The organism is Streptomyces sp. CRCS-T-1 (genome assembly GCF_024442335.1).
Taxonomy (GTDB): Bacteria; Actinomycetota; Actinomycetes; order Streptomycetales; family Streptomycetaceae; genus Streptomyces; species Streptomyces koelreuteriae.
Map to the genome: position 1 here is coordinate 5,152,230 of NZ_CP101651.1, position 16,217 is coordinate 5,168,446.

Here is a 16,217-nt window from a genome sequence, read left to right on the forward strand (position 1 = left end):
CGGGACAGGGGGCAACCGGGCGGGTGGAATTTACGCTGGCGGGCATGACCGTCCCCAAGCCGAGTGAGTCAGAAGTCGTAGACGCCGCCGACGAACCCTCGTTCGCCGAGACGCGGGAGTCCGTGCTGGGGCGGGACTATCGGGCCTTGAGCGTCGGGATCGTTTCCGTTGTGCTGCTCATCGCCTTCGAGGCGACGGCCGTGGGGACGGCGATGCCGGTCGCGGCGCGGGAGCTGGACGGGGTGGCGCTGTACGCGTTCGCGTTCTCCGGGTACTTCACGACGAGTCTGTTCGGGATGGTGCTCGCGGGGCAGTGGTCCGATCGGCGGGGGCCGCTCGGGCCGTTGGCCGTGGGGATCTCCTCCTTCGGGGTCGGGCTGCTGCTGTCGGGGACGGCCGGGGTGATGTGGCTGTTCATCCTGGGGCGGGCCGTGCAGGGGCTCGGCGGTGGGCTGGTGATCGTCGCGCTGTACGTCGTCGTCGGACGGGCCTATCCGGAGCGGCTGCGGCCGGCGATCATGGCGGCGTTCGCGGCGAGCTGGGTCGTACCGTCGATCGTCGGTCCGCTCGCCGCCGGCACGGTGACGGAACAGCTGGGCTGGCGCTGGGTGTTCGTCGGGATCCCGATGCTCGTCGTCTTCCCGCTGGCGCTCGCGCTGCCGCAGATACGGCGCCGGGCCGCCGGTCCGGTCGGGGAGGCGGGCCCGACGTCCTTCGACCGACGGCGTATCCGTCTCGCCCTGGCCATCTCCCTCGGCGCGGGGCTGCTCCAGTACGCCGCCCAGGACTTGCGTCTCCTCTCGCTCCTGCCGGGCGCCGCGGGCGTGGCCCTGCTGGTGCCCGCCGTGCTCGGGCTGTTGCCCAGGGGGACCTACCGGGCCGCCCGCGGGCTGCCGTCGGTCGTGCTGCTGCGCGGTGTCGCCGCGGGGTCCTTCATCGCCGCCGAGTCCTTCGTGCCGCTGATGCTGGTGACCCAGCGCGGGCTCAGTCCGACCCTGGCCGGGTTCTCGCTCGCCGCGGGCGGCGGGACGTGGGCGCTGGGCTCATGGGTGCAGTCGCGGTCGCGGTTCGAGGCCTACCGGGAGCGGTTGACGACCGTCGGGATGCTGCTGGTGGCGGCGGCCATCGCCACGGCGCCCAGTGTGCTGATCGACTCCGTGCCCGTCTGGACCGTCGCCGTCGCCTGGGCCTTCGGCTGCCTCGGCATGGGGCTCGTCATCTCCTCCACGAGCGTGCTCCTGCTCAAGCTCTCCGCCCCGGCGGAAGCCGGCTCCAACTCCGCCGCCCTGCAGATCTCCGACGGCCTCTCCAACGTCGTCCTGCTCTCCGCCGGTGGTGCCGCCTTCGCCGCGTTGGGTGGCGGCACGCTGAGCCATACGGCCGCGCACACCTCCTACGGTTCTCATCCGGCCGCCTTCGCCGCCGTGTTCCTGCCGATGGCGGGCGTGGCCTTGGTGGGGGCCTGGGTGACGACGCGGCTGCGGGAGCGGTGAGGACCCCTTCGCGTGTCGGCTGTCGGGGCCGGGGCGGGCCGAGGCGTAATGCGTTCGCCGGTTCCCGGGTGCGCTCCCTATCGTCATCGGCATGAGCGACCTCACCATCCCCCTCCCGCCGCACGTCCGGCAGGAGCTCGACGACCTCGCGGACGCCACCGGCCGTCTCCCCGAGGACATCGCGCTGGACGCCGTACTGCACCAGCTCGCGCGGGAGTCGTCGCCGGTGCGGGTCGCGGCGGAGTCGCTCGCCGGCGCGCACGCCGACCTGCTGCGGAGGCTCGGCGAATGACCAGCCAGAGCAGCCAGAACAGGCAGGCCGGGCAGACCCGGCATCTCACCGTCGCGGAGGTCATGGCGATCGCCCGTATCGCCTTCGGCGGGCCGGGCGAGGGGCCCGCCCCCGAGGTCCGGGAGAGCGGGCTGTTCGTGTCCGCCGTGCACCGCCCGCGCGCCCGGATGTTCGGCACGGCGGCCTACGAAGACCTCTACGAGCAGGCGGCCGCGCTGCTGCACGCCATCGCCGCGAACCATCCCCTGGTCGACGGGAACAAGCGCACGGCCTGGCTGGCCGCCGCCACGTTCCTCGGTGTCAACGGCGTCGACCTCACCGGCTGCGACCAGGACGCCGCGTACGACCTGGTCATCGATGTGGCCTCCGGGGACGAGAGCGACATCTCCGTCATCGCGGGGCGGTTGAGGGGGCTGTGACGTGGGTCCCACCCTTGGGTGGTCCGGGCTTGTCCGCGCGTTGACGGGCCCGGGCCGCCGGTAGGGTGGCCCGGTTGTCATACGTAGCCGAGCCGTTTGGCTCGCTCGGACGAGCCGCCCGACCCCCTTACGGAGACCGTGACTACCACCGCCGGCACCAGCACTGCCTCGCACCACCTCTCCCCGGCGTTCCCCGGCCGCGCCCCCTGGGGTACCGCCAGCAAGCTGCGCGCCTGGCAGGAGGGCGCGATGGAGAAGTACATCCAGGAGCAGCCGCGGGACTTCCTCGCGGTCGCCACCCCCGGCGCCGGCAAGACGACCTTCGCGCTGACGCTGGCGTCCTGGATGCTGCACCACCACGTCGTCCAGCAGGTCACCGTCGTCGCGCCCACCGAGCACCTCAAGAAGCAGTGGGCGGAGGCGGCCGCGCGGATCGGCATCAAGCTGGACCCCGAGTACAGCGCGGGGCCGCTCGGCAAGGAGTACCACGGGGTCGCCGTGACGTACGCCGGTGTCGGTGTGCGGCCCATGCTGCACCGCAACCGGGTCGAGCAGCGCAAGACCCTCGTCATCCTCGACGAGATCCACCATGCCGGTGACAGCAAGTCGTGGGGCGAGGCCTGTCTGGAGGCCTTCGAGCCCGCCACCCGACGGCTCGCCCTGACCGGTACGCCCTTCCGGTCGGACACCAACCCCATCCCCTTCGTGACGTACGAGGAGGGCAACGACGGGATCCGGCGGTCCGCCGCCGACTACACCTACGGCTACGGCAACGCCCTCGCCGACAACGTCGTGCGGCCCGTCATCTTCCTCTCCTACAGCGGCAACATGCGCTGGCGCACCAAGGCCGGTGACGAGATCGCGGCGCGGCTGGGCGAGCCGATGACCAAGGACGCCATCAGCCAGGCCTGGCGTACCGCCCTCGATCCGCGCGGCGAGTGGATGCCCTCCGTGCTGCGCGCCGCCGACCAGCGGCTGACCGAGGTGCGCAAGGCCATCCCGGACGCGGGCGCGCTCGTCATCGCCGCGGACCAGGACTCCGCGCGCGCCTACGCCAAGCTGATCCGTGAGATCACCGGCAGCAAGGCCACGGTCGTGCTCTCCGACGACACCGGGGCCTCGAAGAACATCGACGACTTCAGCGCGAGCACCGATCGGTGGATGGTCGCGGTGCGGATGGTGTCCGAGGGTGTCGACGTGCCGCGGCTCGCGGTCGGCGTGTACGCCACCACCATCTCGACGCCCCTCTTCTTCGCCCAGGCCGTCGGCCGTTTCGTACGGTCCCGGCGGCGCGGCGAGACGGCGTCCGTGTTCCTGCCGACCGTGCCCGACCTGCTCTCCTTCGCCAACGAGATGGAGCGCGAGCGCGACCACGTCCTCGACAAGCCCAAGAAGCAGGGCGAGGAGGACCCCTACGCCGAGTCCGAGAAGGAGATGGACGAGGCGAACAGGGAGCAGGACGAGGACACCGGCGAGCAGGAGCAGTTCTCCTTCGAGGCGCTGGAGTCCGAGGCCGTCTTCGACCGGGTCATGTACAACGGCGCCGAGTTCGGCATGCAGGCCCACCCGGGCAGCGAGGAGGAGCAGGACTACCTCGGGATCCCGGGGCTGCTCGAGCCCGACCAGGTCCAGCTGCTGCTCCAGAAGCGGCAGGCCCGGCAGATCGCGCACAGCCGCAAGAAGCCGGACGAGGAGGCCGACCTGCTCGAAATGCCCGCCGAGCGGCGGCCGGTGGTCTCCCACAAGGAGATGATGGAGCTGCGGCGGCAGCTCAACGGGCTGGTCGGCGCGTACGTCCACCAGAGCGGCAAGCCGCACGGGGTCATCCACACCGAGCTGCGGCGCGTGTGCGGGGGGCCTCCGGCGGCTGAGGCGACGGCGGGGCAGTTGCGGCAGCGGATCGCCAAGGTGCAGGAGTGGGCGACCCGGATGAAGTGACGCCGGGTGGGGCCCCTCCCGTGGGGGCCCGCGTTGTACGTACTCGGGCAAACGGAGTCAGGTGCCCCTGGAACGTGCCCGGATTCTGGACGGAGCCTTCCGCTCAGCGAACCCGCCCCGCTACTGTCCGGCTACGCACACGCCCCGTGGCAGCGCCGCCGCGGAGCGCAGCCGTGAAGCGACGCGGTCCGGACTGGCCGGGCCGCCGGCCGATCGGCGGCCTCTGAAGCGCGTCGCCGACGGGACTCGGTGACGCACCAGCCGCCAGAGGGCCGCCGACCTCACCACTAAGGAGTGGGCGTCGTGACCGCGGAGACCTCTCAGACGCTCGACCGGGGACTGCGTGTCCTCAAGCTGCTCGCCGACACGGATCACGGGCTGACCGTGACCGAGCTCTCCGTCCGGCTGGGCGTGAACCGGACCGTGGTGTACCGGTTGCTCGCCACTCTGGAACAGCATGCCCTCATACGTCGTGACCTGGGCGGACGTGCCCGCGTCGGGCTCGGTGTGCTGGGGCTGGGGCGGCAGGTCCATCCGCTGGTGCGGGAGGCCGCGATGCCGGCGCTGCGGTCGCTGGCCGAGGACATCGGCGCCACGGCCCACCTGACCCTGGTCGACGGGGCGGACGCGCTCGCCGTCGCCGTGGTGGAGCCGACCTGGACGGACTACCACGTCGCCTACCGGGCCGGATTCCGGCACGCCCTGGACCGGGGCGCGGCCGGCAAGGCGATCCTCGCGGCCCGGCAGCGCCCGACGGCGGACCCCGGCTACACCCTCACGCACGGCGAGCTGGAGGCCGGCGCCTGCGGGGCGGCGGCGCCGCTGCTGGGCGTGACGGGCGTCGAGGGCAGTGTGGGTGTGGTGATGCTGGCGGACGTGGTGCCGGAGCGGGTGGGGGAGCGGGTCGTCGAGGCGGCCCGGGAGGTCGCGGAGGCATTGCGCTGACCACCGGCCCGTCCCCGGCCCGTCCTCGGCCCGTCCTCGGCCCGTCCTCGGCCCGTCCCCGGCCCCTCCCCGGCCCGCCCCGGGCAGGGTCCGGGCGGGGTCCGGGCAGGGTCCGGGTGACCTGATCCGGGCCGGATCGCACCCCCGCGTTAGATTGATCCCGTGTTCTCTCGCCTCACGCGCCCCCGGGCCCTCGCCGTCTGTGCCCTGCCCGTCGCCGCCCTGCTCGCCACGGCGGTGTTCGCGCCGCTGCCGTTCTCGGTGGCGCAGCCGGGGATGACGGCGAACGTGCTCGGGGAGAACAAGGGCGCCGAGGTGATCACCATCTCCGGCGCACCGGCCCGGGACACCCGCGGGCAACTGCGCATGACGACCATCGAGGCGACCTCCCCGGACACCCGCGTCTCGCTCCCCGACGTCATCGACGGCTGGTTCCGCACCGACCAGGCGGTCATGCCGCGCGACGCCGTCTATCCGAACGGGGACAGCGTCAAGGAGATCGAGCAGCACAACGAGGAGCAGATGAAGGAGTCCCAGGACGCGGCGACACAGGCCGCGCTGGGCTACCTCGGCCTCAACGCCAAGGACGTCGAGGTGAGCCTGAAGCTCGCCGACGTGGGCGGGCCCAGCGCGGGGCTGCTGTTCTCCCTCGGGATCATCGACAAGCTCGACGGCGACGGCAGCGACGGGGATCTCACGGGCGGCCGTGTCATCGCCGGTACGGGCACGATCGCCGAGGACGGGACGATCGGGGCGGTGGGGGGCGTCGCCCTCAAGACGCAGGCCGCGAAGCGTGACGGCGCGACCGTCTTCCTCGTCCCGAAGGCGGAGTGCGGGGATGCCCGTGCCGAGCTGCCGAAGGGCCTGCGGCTGATTCCGGTGACCACGCTGAAGAGCACGGTGAATTCGCTGGTGGCCCTGGAGACGGGGAAGGGGTCCGTACCCAGCTGCTAGTGGGCTGCCGCCGGCCGGGTGGCGAGCCGTAACCCGACCTCTACGAGGGTCCAGCCGAGACGGGCCCGGAGGCGGTGGGCCTGCCGGGTTCTGAGGGGCCTCGGGGCCCCGGCCTCGGCGCGGAGTTCGGCGGCGCGGGTGTGGTGCAGGGCGAGGTGGATGTCGGGGTTCATCGGGTAGTGGCCTTTCACCGCGTCGTCTGGCTGGGGAAGACGTGCGTGTGGACGCGCACCGTTTCCGCGTCCGGGGTGCCCTCGGGCAGGGGCTGATAGCTCTGGACCAGGTCGTGCATCTTGCCGATCAGCTCACGGGCGAGTTCAGGGGTGAGGCGCAGGCTGAAGTCGCTGAGATCGGTCGCGCCGTCCCACTCCTCGCCCCATTCGCTCGTGTTGCCGAGGTAGGTCGCGACCTCCCGCGTATGCACGTTCGCCAGCTCGTAGCGGAACAGGGCGACGGCTCCGCGTACGGCGGGGTCCGGGTCCTTGATCAGGGTCTCGTCGAGTTGGACGCCCCGGTCCACCGACTTCCACCAGCGCTCCCGTCCCTTGCCGCGCTCCGGGTCGTCCGCGACGAATCCGTGCGCCGCGAGCTGTCGCAGGTGGTAGCTGGTCGCGCCGCTCGACTCGCCCAATTTCCCCGCGAGTTGGGAGGCGGTAGCGGGTCCGCCGTGCCGCAGCGCGACCAGCAGCTGCATCCGCAGGGGATGAGCCAGGCCACGGAGGGAGCGGGCGTCGAGCAGCCGGGGAGCCGGTTTTTCAGACATGCGTGCAAAGATAGCGTTGCAAAGCCTTCTTTGCAACGGAATCTTTGTAAGCCCTCGGGCACGTCACCCCTCCCTGACAAACCCCTCCTCCACCATCCAGTCCAACGCCACCTGGTGCGGATCCTCCCCGTCCACATCCACCTTCGCGTTCAGCCTCCGCGCCACCGCGTTGTCCAGCTTCGCCGTGACCGGATCAAGCACCTCCGCGATCGCCGGCCACTCCTTCAACGTCTTGGTGTTGATCATCGGAGCGGCGTTGTAGTTGGGGAAGAACTTCTTGTCGTCGTCCATCACGGCGAGGTTCATCGAGTTGATGCGCCCGTCGGTGGTGTACACCTCCCCGTACGTGCAACTCCCCTTCGCCGCCTGGGTGTAGATGATCCCCGTGTCCATCTGCGTGATGTCCTGGGCCGGTACGTCCATGCCGTACGCCTTCTGCATGCCCGGCAGCCCGTCCGCCCGGTTGGCGAACTCGACCTCCACGCACATCGACACCGCCGAGGGGTCGGACTTCGCCAGCTTCGCCACGTCCGACAGGGTCTTCGTGCCGTACTTCTTCGCGTTCTCCTGGTTCATCGCCAGGGCGTACGTGTTGTTGAGCTCCGCGGGCTGAAGCCAGGTCACCCCGTTGCGGGCGTCGTCCTTCCGTACCGCTTCCCACTGCTCGCGCGGGTCGGGGATCGGCTTGCTGTTGCCGAGGTACGTGATCCAGGCCGTGCCCGTGTACTCGTACCCGGCGTCCGCGTCGCCCTTGCGGACGGCCTCGCGGCTGCCGATGGAGCCCTGGATGCCGGTGCGGTCGATCACCTCCGCACCGGCCGCCTCGAACGCGATGCCCATGATCGAGCCGAGGATCAGCTGCTCGGTGAACGACTTCGACGTCACCGTGAGCTGCGCCCCCTTCAGCGGCTCACCCCGCCCGATCGACCCCGGCTTCACGTCGTCGGTCATGGGGGATCCGCTGGTCAGCCCACAGCCGGAGGCCATCACCAGCAGCCCCACCACCAGCAGCTCCACCGCCGGCAGAGCTCGGACGCCCCGCAACCGCACCCCCACCCACCCGCACCGCCCCCTCACGACTGCAACCCCCGCGGCCGCAGCAGCAACTCCGCGATCGACGCCAGCCAGTCCACCAGCAGCGCCAGCGCCACCGTGAGGATCGACCCCAGCACCAGCACCGGCATCCGCTGGTTGGTGATCCCGGTCGTGATCAGCACGCCGAGGCCGCCGCCCCCGCCGAAGACCGCCAGGGTCGCCGTACCGACGTTCAGGACCAGGGCCGTACGCACACCCGCGAGGATCAGCGGGACGGCCAGCGGGAGTTCGACCCGGCGCAGCGCGCCCAGCGGGGACATGCCGATGCCGCGTGCCGCCTCCAGCAGGGTCGGGTCGTTCGCCTTCAGGCCGGTGATCGTGTTCGACAGCACGGGCAGGATGGCGTAGATGATCATGCCGATCAGGGCGGCCCGGCGGCCGATGCCCAGCCAGATGACGAGGAGTGCCAGCAGGCCGATCGCCGGGGTCGCCTGGCCCATGTTGGCGAACGCCATCGCCACCGGCGTGGCCCTGCTGAACGCCTTGCGGGTCAGCAGGATGCCCAGCGGGATCGCGATGATCAGCACGAAGAACGTGGAGATCACGGTCAGCTGGATGTGCTGCCACAGCGCCTTGGAGACCTGGCCGCCCGACAGGGCGTTCCGGGTGAGCGCGTCCAGGTCGGCCTGCTGGAACCAGAGATAGGTGGCGAGCAGCACGGCCACCAGGGCGGTGGGCAGGAGGGTCAGCTTCTGCCAGCTGATGCGCGGGGGCCGGGGCGCCCGCGGTGGCCGGGGCGCCTCGGGCTTCTCCTCGGCCGGCGGCCCGGACGGGACGTCCCGCACCTCGGGCGCGGTCACGCCTTCCGCTCCACGCCGAGGGCCGCGCCCGTGACGCTCCCGCCGCCCTCCTGCTCCGCGTGTGTCTGCGAGGCCCGCAGCGACTCCAGCTCGTGCTGGTGCTCCAGCGCGTCGAGCCGGTCGGCCTCCAGCAGTTCGTGCACGGAGTTGATGAGGGTCTCCATGTCGACGACGCCCGTGTACTCGCCGCGCCGCCCGGTCACCGCCACCCGCCCCGCGTTGTCGGTGAGCACCGCCTCCAGCGCGTCCCGCAGGGTGGCGTCCCGGGTGACCGTGTCGTGCACCAGCGTCCCGGCCCGGGCCAGCGAGCCCCGGGCCCGCATCAGGTCGCCGCGCCTGAGCCACTTGTAGGGGCGGCCGCGCCGGTCGAGCAGCAGGACCTCGTTGGTGCCGCCGGTCCGCAGCCGGTTGAAGATCTGCTGCAACGGGTCGTCGATGGTGACGGTCGGATAGTCGGTGACCTCCACGTCCCGTACGCGGGTCAGGTTCAGCCGCTTCAGCGCCGCCCCGGCGCCCACGAACCCGGAGACGAAGTCGTCCGCCGGGTTCGTGAGGATGGCCTCCGGGGTGTCGAACTGCGCGATGTGGGACCGCTCGCGCAGCACGGCGATCCGGTCGCCGATCTTGATGGCCTCGTCGAAGTCGTGGGTGACGAAGACGATCGTCTTGTGCAGCTCGTGCTGCAGCCGGATCAGCTCGTCCTGGAGATGGTCGCGGGTGATCGGGTCCACCGCCCCGAACGGCTCGTCCATCAGCAGCACCGGGGGATCGGCGGCCAGCGCCCGCGCCACGCCCACGCGCTGCTGCTGACCGCCCGAGAGCTGACGCGGATAGCGGCCGTGGAACTCGCCCGGGTCGAGGCCCACCAGGTCGAGGAGCTCCTCGACCCGCTCCTTGATCCGGTTCTTCGGCCAGCCGACCATCTTCGGCACGAGGGCGATGTTCTGCGCGACCGTCATGTGCGGGAAGAGACCGGCCGACTGGATCGCGTAGCCGACCTTGCGGCGCAGCTTGACCGGGTCCATGTCGGTGACGTCCTCACCGCCGATGCGGATCCGGCCGCCGGTCGGCTCGATCAGCCTGTTGATCATCTTGAGCGTGGTCGACTTACCGCAGCCCGAGGGGCCGACGAAGACGACGACCTCGCCCGCCTTGATCTCCATGCTCACGTTGTCCACGGCCGGCTGCGCGCTGCCGGGGAACCGCTTGGTGAGGCTCTCCAGCTCGATGGCGGCCCCGTGGTCACCGGACTCAGGCACGGATCCCCCTGGGAATGGTCAGCCGTCCGATCAGGACGTACGCGGCGTCGAACAGCAGCGCGAGGACGATGATGCCGAGCGTGCCCGCGAGGACCTGGTTGAGCGCGTTCGCGCTGCCCAGTGAGGCGAGGCCCCGGAAGATGACGTTGCCGAGGCCGGGTCCCGAGGCGTACGCCGCGATGGCCGCGATGCCCATCAGCATCTGGGTGGAGACCCGGATCCCGGTCAGGATCGGCGGCCAGGCCAGCGGCAGCTCGATCCGCAGCAGCCGGGCCGACCGGGACATCCCGATGCCCGTGGCCGCGTCCACCAGCGACGGGTCCACCCCGCGCAGTCCGACGATCGCGTTGCGCACGACCGGCAGCAGCCCGTACAGCGTCAGGGCGATCACCGTGGGCGGCACGCCGAGCCCCACGATCGGGATCAGCAGACCGATCAGGGCCAGCGCCGGGACGGTCAGGATGGTCGCGGTGGTCGTGGTCGCGAGGTTCCCGGCCCACTCGCTGCTGTAGCTGACGACACCGATCAGCACCCCGATCAGGGTCGCCACGACCATGCACTGGAAGACGACGCTCGCGTGCTGGTAGGCGTCCGTGAGCAGTTGCTCCTTCCGGGTGCCCAGATACTCCAGGAAGTTCACCTGGAACCTCCCGGACCCCTGCGACGCAATGCAGGAAACGAGATTTCACCCAAACAGCGAAATACCGCGCACCCGACCGGGTTAGGTGCGGAGCGTGCGTTGCGAGAGCCAAGCGCGCACACGGTGCTCGGCGAGAACCAAGCCGGCACAGCACCTCCTTTGCTTGCAGTACCGAACCGGGCAGGTTCCGTCCCGGCTGGTGTTGAGGGAGCAAGACCCTCCCGGTCGCTGACAGGGAGGGCTTCCTGAGCCAGGAATCCCTCTGTTTCAGTTGAGGGAGGGTTCAAACGTGCTCACCCCACGCTCAGGTCTCCTCCGCTGCCTGCTCCACCAGCGGGATGAACCGCAGCGGAACGGGGTTCTCCATGACGATCGCCGTGGAGGCCCGGACGATGCCATCAAAACCGACGACCCGGTCGATCACACGCTGGAGATCGGCGTTCGAGCGGGCCACGAGGCGGCAGAGCATGTCCCCGCTGCCGGTGGTGGTGTGCAGCTCCAGCACCTCCGGCACGCTCGCCAAGTGGGCCCGTACGTCGGCCCCTTGGCCCTGCCGGATCTGGAGCGTCGCGAACGCCGTGACCGGGTAGCCGAGGGCCGCCGGATCCACCTCCGGACCAAAGCCGCGGATGACTCCGTTCGACTGAAGCCGGTCCAGGCGGGCCTGCGCCGTGCCCCGGGCCACGCCCAGCCGCCGGGACATCTCCAGCACCCCGATCCGGGGCTCCCGGGCCAGCAGCAGGATGATCCGGCCGTCCAGATGATCGATCGCCACAGCAGCCTCCCGAGGTGGTCATCCTGTACAGAAAGGCCGATGCGACGGCCGTATCGCTAAGCAGATTGCCCAGCAGAGACGCAAACTATTGCGCACCTTGCCGAGCGGGGAGACCCTGCGGCTATGACGCAGACCACACACCACACTCCCGACACCGCCCGGCAGGCCGACCCCTTCCCGGTCAAGGGAATGGACGCGGTCGTCTTCGCCGTGGGCAACGCCAAGCAGGCGGCGCACTACTACTCCACCGCCTTCGGCATGAAGCTGGTCGCCTACTCCGGACCGGAGAACGGCAACCGCGAGACCGCTGCGTACGTCCTGGAGAACGGCTCCGCCCGCTTCGTCCTCACCTCGGTCATCAAGCCCACGAGCGACTGGGGCCACTTCCTCGCCAAACACGTGGCCGAGCACGGCGACGGCGTCGTCGACCTCGCCATCGAGGTGCCGGACGCGCGCGCCGCGTACGCCTACGCGCTCGAACACGGCGCCCGCTCGGTCGCCGAGCCGTACGAGCAGAAGGACGAGCACGGCACCGTCGTCCTGGCCGCCATCGCCACCTACGGCGAGACCCGCCACACCCTCGTCGAGCGCTCCGGCTACGACGGCCCCTACCTGCCCGGCTATGTCGCGGCCCAGCCGATGGTCGAACCGCCCGCCCAGCGCACCTTCCAGGCGATCGACCACTGCGTCGGCAATGTCGAGCTCGGCCGCATGAACGAGTGGGTCGGCTTCTACAACAAGGTGATGGGCTTCACGAACATGAAGGAGTTCGTGGGCGACGACATCGCCACCGAGTACAGCGCGCTGATGTCGAAGGTCGTCGCCGACGGCACGCTCAAGGTCAAGTTCCCGATCAACGAGCCGGCCATCGCCAAGAAGAAGTCCCAGATCGACGAGTATCTGGAGTTCTACGGCGGCGCGGGCGTGCAGCACATCGCGCTCAACACCAACGACATCGTGCAGACGGTCCGCACCATGCGCGCGGCCGGCGTCGAGTTCCTGAACACGCCCGACTCCTACTACGACACCCTGGGGGAGTGGGTCGGCGAGACCCGCGTCCCGATCGACACCCTGCGCGAGCTGAAGATCCTCGCCGACCGCGACGAGGACGGCTACCTGCTGCAGATCTTCACCAAGCCGGTCCAGGACCGTCCGACCGTCTTCTTCGAGATCATCGAACGCCACGGCTCGATGGGCTTCGGCAAGGGCAACTTCAAGGCCCTCTTCGAGGCGATCGAACGCGAACAGGCCCGCCGCGGCAACCTGTAGCCCGATCGCCCCCTCAAGACGGTGCGGGTGTCACGGGGCACCCGCACCCTCTCCCTCATGCCCCTTCCGGCTCCGGGCCCATCACCGGCACCTCCGTGTCCGGCGGATCCCCCAGGGACTCCAGCGCCTCGCGCGCCTCGGGCACCCGCAGCGGTGAGAAGTGCGGGTTGATCCGCAGGGCCTCCGTGAGGTGGCGTCGGGCGGACCCGTACCGCTCCAGCTCACGCTCGATCATGCCGCGGTGGTACATGTACGCCGCGCTGCGCACCCCGCCCGAGTGCTTCTCCTCCGTCGCCCGCAGAGCGAACACCAGCGCCTCCTCGTGCTCCCCGGCCCGGTGCAGCGCCCAGCCCAGGGCGTCGGCGACGGCCGTCCCCGGCTGCCGTTCCCACTCCGCTCGCAGCCGTCGTACCGCGGCCTCCGGATCGCCGTGGTCCGCCTCGAACTGCCCGAGCACCAGCTCCTCGTCGGCCCCGGCGGCGGTCGCCCCGCGCACGCCCTCCCGCAGCAGGTCGTACTGCACCCGGGCCGCCTCCGCCAGCCCCAGCGACTCGTACAACTCGCCCAGCTCCAGGGCGTACTGCGGACACGGCTGCTTGGCGAGCGCCACCCGGTAGGCGTTCAGCGCCTCCGTCGTCCGGCCGAGGGCCGCCAGCGCCCGGCCCTGCCCGGCCTGCGCGGCCCGCTGGTCCGGGTCGAGACGCACCGCCTTCCGGAAGTGCCGCAGCGCGTCGTCGAGGTCCCCGCGCTCCCAGGCGAGCTGCCCGGCCCGCTCCAGATAGGCCGCCCGCTCGGCCGGGGCCCGCGCGCCCGCCGCCGCGTCCGCCAGCGAGGCCGCCGCGTCCTCCCGCCGGCCGCGGTCCCGGTAGACGGCGGCGGCCCGCGCCAGCACGGCGGGCCCGGAGCGCAGCTCCGTCAGCCGGTCCAGCATCCGCTGGGCCGCCTGGTGCTCGCCGAGGCCGGTGTAGGCGTCGATGAGCGGCGGATACGTCGTCCAGCGCCGCGGCTGGAGCCTCAGCGCCGCCTCACCCCAGCGTCGGGCGGCGGCGAAGTCCCGGCGGGCGTTGGCCAGCGCGGCGAGACCGCCCAGGGCACGGGGGTTCCGCTCCGGCCGCACCTTCAGCGAGGTGCGCAGCGCCTTGTCGGCCCGCGGGTAGTAGGCCGGGTCCGCCAGCCGGCGCCCCTGCTCGACGTAGGCGGCACCGAGCACCGCCCAGGACCGCGCGTCCCTCGGGTGGGTCCGCAGCCGCTTCTCCCGCTCGTCGATCAGCTCCGCGAGGCCCGGCAGCGCGGCCGGCACCCCGCCGGAGACCGCCGCCATGGCCTGCGCCCCCGGCGACGGAGGGGCCGGCGGGGCGGGCCGGTCCCACGGCAGCAGCACCAGCACCCCGCCGAGCACGGCACACCCCGAGACGGAGGCGATGAGCACATGCCGACTCCGCACACGCCGGCTGCGAAAGGGGCCTTTCGAACTCCTGCTCTCCTGTCGCTCCGGGACCTCCCGCTGGTTCTCCATGGCGCTCACTGTGCGTCAGTACGACGACCACACCCGAGCAGGCGAAGGGTGCCGCAGACGGGGTTCACACCGATGGCCCCGGGTGCGAACCTGTGATCATGAGCCGTATCGAAGCGCGCAGCCCCGAGGACACCGAGACGACCGGCGACCTGGTCGGCCTCCTGCTCGACGGCCTCCCCGCCGAGGCGGTCCTCACCGACTCCGACGTCACGGCCGCCTACGCCAACGACATGGCGAGCTTCTGCCCGGCCGGCACCCCGGCCGTGGTCGTGCTGCCCCGCACGGTCGAGCAGGTCCAGCACGTGATGCGCACCGCCACCGCCCTGCGCGTCCCGGTCGTCCCGCAGGGCGCCCGCACCGGACTGTCGGGAGCCGCCAACGCCTCCGACGGCTGCGTCGTGCTCTCCCTGACGAAGATGGACCGGATCCTGGAGATCAACCCGGTCGACCGCATCGCCGTCGTGGAGCCGGGCGTGATCAACGCCGCCCTGTCCCGGGCCGTCGGCGAACACGGCCTGTACTACCCGCCGGACCCCTCCAGCTGGGAGATGTGCACCATCGGCGGCAACATCGGCACCGCCTCGGGCGGCCTGTGCTGCGTCAAGTACGGCGTGACCGCCGAGTACGTCCTCGGACTGGACGTCGTGCTCGCCGACGGGCGGCTCATGTCCACCGGCCGCCGCACCGCCAAGGGCGTCGCCGGCTACGACCTCACCCGGCTGTTCGTCGGCTCCGAGGGCTCCCTCGGCATCGTCGTCCGGGCCGTCCTCGGGCTGCGCCCCAAGCCGCCCGAGCAGCTGGTGCTGGCCGCCGAGTTCTCCTCCGCTGCCGCCGCCTGCGACGCCGTGTGCCGGATCATGGAGGGCGGCCACGTCCCGTCACTCCTCGAACTCATGGACCGTACGACGGTCAAGGCCGTCAACGACCTGGCGCAGATGGGCCTCCCCGAGAGCACCGAGGCGCTGCTCCTCGCCGCCTTCGACACCACCGCCCCGGCCGCCGACCTCGCCGCCGTCGGCGCGCTCTGCGAGGCCGCCGGCGCCACCGAGGTCGTACCGGCCGACGACGCGGCCGAGTCCGAACTGCTGCTCCAGGCGCGGCGGCTGTCGCTCACCGCGCTGGAGGCCGTCAAGGGCGTGACGATGATCGACGACGTGTGCGTGCCCCGCTCCCGGCTCGCCGAGATGCTCGAAGGGGTCGACCGGATCGCCGAGAAGTACCGGCTCACCATCGGGGTCGTCGCCCATGCGGGGGACGGCAACACCCACCCGACCGTGTGTTTCGACGCGGCCGACCCGGACGAGTCCCGGCGCGCCCGCGAGTCCTTCGACGAGATCATGGCCCTCGGCCTGGAGCTCGGCGGCACCATCACCGGCGAGCACGGCGTCGGCGTCCTGAAGAAGGAGTGGCTGGCGCGCGAGATCGGCCCCGTCGGGCTGGAGATGCAGCGGGCCGTCAAGCAGGCCTTCGACCCGCTGGGCATCCTCAACCCGGGCAAGCTGTTCTGACCCGCCCGCCCTCACTGGGCGAGCAGCTGGTCCAGTTCGTCGTCGAGACCGAGCTGTTCGCGCTCCGACCCCGGCGGGACCACGCGCAGCGTGCGCTCCAGCCAGGCCGACACCGGGGCCGCCGGTGCCTCCAGCAGGGCGTCCCCGTCGGGTGAGCTCAACGCCATGAGGACGACACCGCGCCCGCCGGCCCGGGTCGGCCAGACCCGCACGTCCCCCTGCCCGCAGGGCCGGAACACGCCCTCCACCAGCAGATCCCGGGCGAACGTCCAGTGCACGGGGTGCTCGGAGGAGACGTGGAAGGTGACGTGGACGGCGTACGGGTCGTCGGAGCGGTATCCGAGCAGGGCCGGTACCGGGATCGAGCGCTCCGGCGACAGGACGAGCTTCAGCTCCAGTTCGCGTTCCACCACGGTGCGCATGGCGGTGTCCCTTCTCCTGTTGGTGGCCCCGAGGGCCGGTCACCAGGAGAGAGCGGGCGGGGGCGGGAGCATTACGCGGGTTCCGGAAGTTTTTTCGCGCGGTGCTCCCGGGGCGTAGCACATCGGTGC

17 protein-coding genes are annotated in these 16,217 nt (G+C 71.3%); 8 read left to right on the forward strand and 9 right to left on the reverse strand.

What is annotated here, in order from left to right; all coding sequences use genetic code 11:
• The first annotated feature begins 44 nt into the window (after positions 1-44).
• The 6 genes from NNW99_RS23370 to NNW99_RS23395 all read left to right on the forward strand — a co-directional run bounded on the left by NNW99_RS23370 (position 45) and on the right by NNW99_RS23395 (position 6,041).
• A complete protein-coding gene (locus tag NNW99_RS23370; RefSeq protein WP_215121082.1) occupies positions 45-1,493 on the forward strand; it encodes an MFS transporter in 1,449 nt (482 codons plus the stop codon).
• Positions 1,494-1,584: 91 nt separating this feature from the next.
• Positions 1,585-1,785 (forward strand): hypothetical protein, encoded by a 201-nt coding sequence (locus NNW99_RS23375; RefSeq protein WP_215121083.1) that lies wholly within the window; start codon positions 1,585-1,587, stop codon positions 1,783-1,785.
• Positions 1,782-2,204 carry a type II toxin-antitoxin system death-on-curing family toxin gene (locus NNW99_RS23380; protein ID WP_215121084.1) on the forward strand — a complete coding sequence of 141 codons (423 nt, stop codon included), beginning with the start codon at positions 1,782-1,784 and terminating at the stop codon, positions 2,202-2,204. Before NNW99_RS23375 ends, NNW99_RS23380 begins: the two co-directional genes overlap by 4 nt.
• Positions 2,205-2,342: 138 nt before the next feature.
• The gene (locus NNW99_RS23385; protein ID WP_215121085.1) at positions 2,343-4,142 is read left to right on the forward strand and encodes a DEAD/DEAH box helicase; all 1,800 of its coding nucleotides are present in this window, start codon (positions 2,343-2,345) and stop codon (positions 4,140-4,142) included.
• Positions 4,143-4,445: 303 nt separating this feature from the next.
• Positions 4,446-5,087: an IclR family transcriptional regulator gene (locus NNW99_RS23390; RefSeq protein ID WP_215121086.1), complete on the forward strand. Its 642-nt coding sequence runs from the start codon at positions 4,446-4,448 to the stop codon at positions 5,085-5,087.
• A 162-nt stretch (positions 5,088-5,249) separates the two neighbouring features.
• Entirely contained in the window at positions 5,250-6,041 is a 792-nt protein-coding gene (locus NNW99_RS23395; protein ID WP_215121087.1) for a S16 family serine protease, read from the forward strand.
• Here the strand turns inward: NNW99_RS23395 and NNW99_RS23400 are convergent.
• The 7 genes from NNW99_RS23400 to NNW99_RS23430 form a co-directional block, all read right to left on the reverse strand.
• Positions 6,038-6,214 (reverse strand): hypothetical protein, encoded by a 177-nt coding sequence (locus NNW99_RS23400; protein WP_215121088.1) that lies wholly within the window; start codon positions 6,212-6,214, stop codon positions 6,038-6,040. The genes NNW99_RS23395 and NNW99_RS23400 overlap by 4 nt on opposite strands.
• A gap of 14 nt (positions 6,215-6,228) precedes the next feature.
• Positions 6,229-6,804, reverse strand: coding sequence for a transcriptional regulator (locus NNW99_RS23405; protein ID WP_215121089.1), 576 nt, complete (start codon positions 6,802-6,804; stop codon positions 6,229-6,231).
• A gap of 63 nt (positions 6,805-6,867) precedes the next feature.
• Positions 6,868-7,791, reverse strand: coding sequence for a glycine betaine ABC transporter substrate-binding protein (locus NNW99_RS23410; RefSeq protein ID WP_215124423.1), 924 nt, complete (start codon positions 7,789-7,791; stop codon positions 6,868-6,870).
• Between the two features lie 86 nt (positions 7,792-7,877).
• Positions 7,878-8,699 carry an ABC transporter permease gene (locus NNW99_RS23415; RefSeq protein WP_215121090.1) on the reverse strand — a complete coding sequence of 274 codons (822 nt, stop codon included), beginning with the start codon at positions 8,697-8,699 and terminating at the stop codon, positions 7,878-7,880.
• On the reverse strand, positions 8,696-9,958 hold the full coding sequence (locus NNW99_RS23420) for a betaine/proline/choline family ABC transporter ATP-binding protein (protein ID WP_215121091.1): 1,263 nt from the start codon (positions 9,956-9,958) through the stop codon (positions 8,696-8,698). The genes NNW99_RS23415 and NNW99_RS23420 overlap by 4 nt, the downstream gene beginning before the upstream one ends.
• Positions 9,951-10,598 carry an ABC transporter permease gene (locus tag NNW99_RS23425; protein ID WP_215121092.1) on the reverse strand — a complete coding sequence of 216 codons (648 nt, stop codon included), beginning with the start codon at positions 10,596-10,598 and terminating at the stop codon, positions 9,951-9,953. The genes NNW99_RS23420 and NNW99_RS23425 overlap by 8 nt, the downstream gene beginning before the upstream one ends.
• Before the next feature lie 304 nt (positions 10,599-10,902).
• A complete protein-coding gene (locus NNW99_RS23430) occupies positions 10,903-11,373 on the reverse strand; it encodes an Lrp/AsnC family transcriptional regulator (protein ID WP_215121093.1) in 471 nt (156 codons plus the stop codon).
• 123 nt (positions 11,374-11,496) lie between these two features.
• Here NNW99_RS23430 and hppD point away from each other — a divergent pair, with 123 nt between their 5' ends.
• A complete protein-coding gene (gene hppD / locus NNW99_RS23435; RefSeq protein ID WP_215121094.1) occupies positions 11,497-12,642 on the forward strand; it encodes a 4-hydroxyphenylpyruvate dioxygenase in 1,146 nt (381 codons plus the stop codon).
• Between the two features lie 55 nt (positions 12,643-12,697).
• Here the strand turns inward: hppD and NNW99_RS23440 are convergent, their stop codons facing one another.
• Positions 12,698-14,158, reverse strand: a complete 1,461-nt coding sequence (locus tag NNW99_RS23440; protein ID WP_215121095.1) for a tetratricopeptide repeat protein — start codon at positions 14,156-14,158, stop codon at positions 12,698-12,700.
• 92 nt (positions 14,159-14,250) lie between these two features.
• Between NNW99_RS23440 and NNW99_RS23445 the strand changes: the two genes are divergently transcribed.
• Positions 14,251-15,666, forward strand: coding sequence for an FAD-binding oxidoreductase (locus NNW99_RS23445; protein ID WP_215121096.1), 1,416 nt, complete (start codon positions 14,251-14,253; stop codon positions 15,664-15,666).
• A gap of 11 nt (positions 15,667-15,677) precedes the next feature.
• Here NNW99_RS23445 and NNW99_RS23450 read toward each other — a convergent pair whose 3' ends face one another.
• On the reverse strand, positions 15,678-16,088 hold the full coding sequence (locus NNW99_RS23450) for an SsgA family sporulation/cell division regulator (protein ID WP_215121097.1): 411 nt from the start codon (positions 16,086-16,088) through the stop codon (positions 15,678-15,680).
• Positions 16,089-16,217: the final 129 nt, after the last annotated feature.

What these genes read in the sequence shown, in the direction of transcription:
- NNW99_RS23370 (WP_215121082.1), top strand. Translation starts at nt 45, where the DNA reads ATGACCGTCCCCAAGCCGAGTGAGTCAGAAGTCGTAGACGCCGCCGAC.
- NNW99_RS23375 (WP_215121083.1), top strand. Translation starts at nt 1,585, where the DNA reads ATGAGCGACCTCACCATCCCCCTCCCGCCGCACGTCCGGCAGGAGCTC.
- NNW99_RS23380 (WP_215121084.1), top strand. Translation starts at nt 1,782, where the DNA reads ATGACCAGCCAGAGCAGCCAGAACAGGCAGGCCGGGCAGACCCGGCAT.
- NNW99_RS23400 (WP_215121088.1), bottom strand. Translation starts at nt 6,214, where the DNA reads ATGAACCCCGACATCCACCTCGCCCTGCACCACACCCGCGCCGCCGAA.
- NNW99_RS23405 (WP_215121089.1), bottom strand. Translation starts at nt 6,804, where the DNA reads ATGTCTGAAAAACCGGCTCCCCGGCTGCTCGACGCCCGCTCCCTCCGT.
- NNW99_RS23410 (WP_215124423.1), bottom strand. Translation starts at nt 7,791, where the DNA reads ATGGCCTCCGGCTGTGGGCTGACCAGCGGATCCCCCATGACCGACGAC.
- hppD (WP_215121094.1), top strand. Translation starts at nt 11,497, where the DNA reads ATGACGCAGACCACACACCACACTCCCGACACCGCCCGGCAGGCCGAC.
- NNW99_RS23440 (WP_215121095.1), bottom strand. Translation starts at nt 14,158, where the DNA reads ATGGAGAACCAGCGGGAGGTCCCGGAGCGACAGGAGAGCAGGAGTTCG.
- NNW99_RS23450 (WP_215121097.1), bottom strand. Translation starts at nt 16,088, where the DNA reads ATGCGCACCGTGGTGGAACGCGAACTGGAGCTGAAGCTCGTCCTGTCG.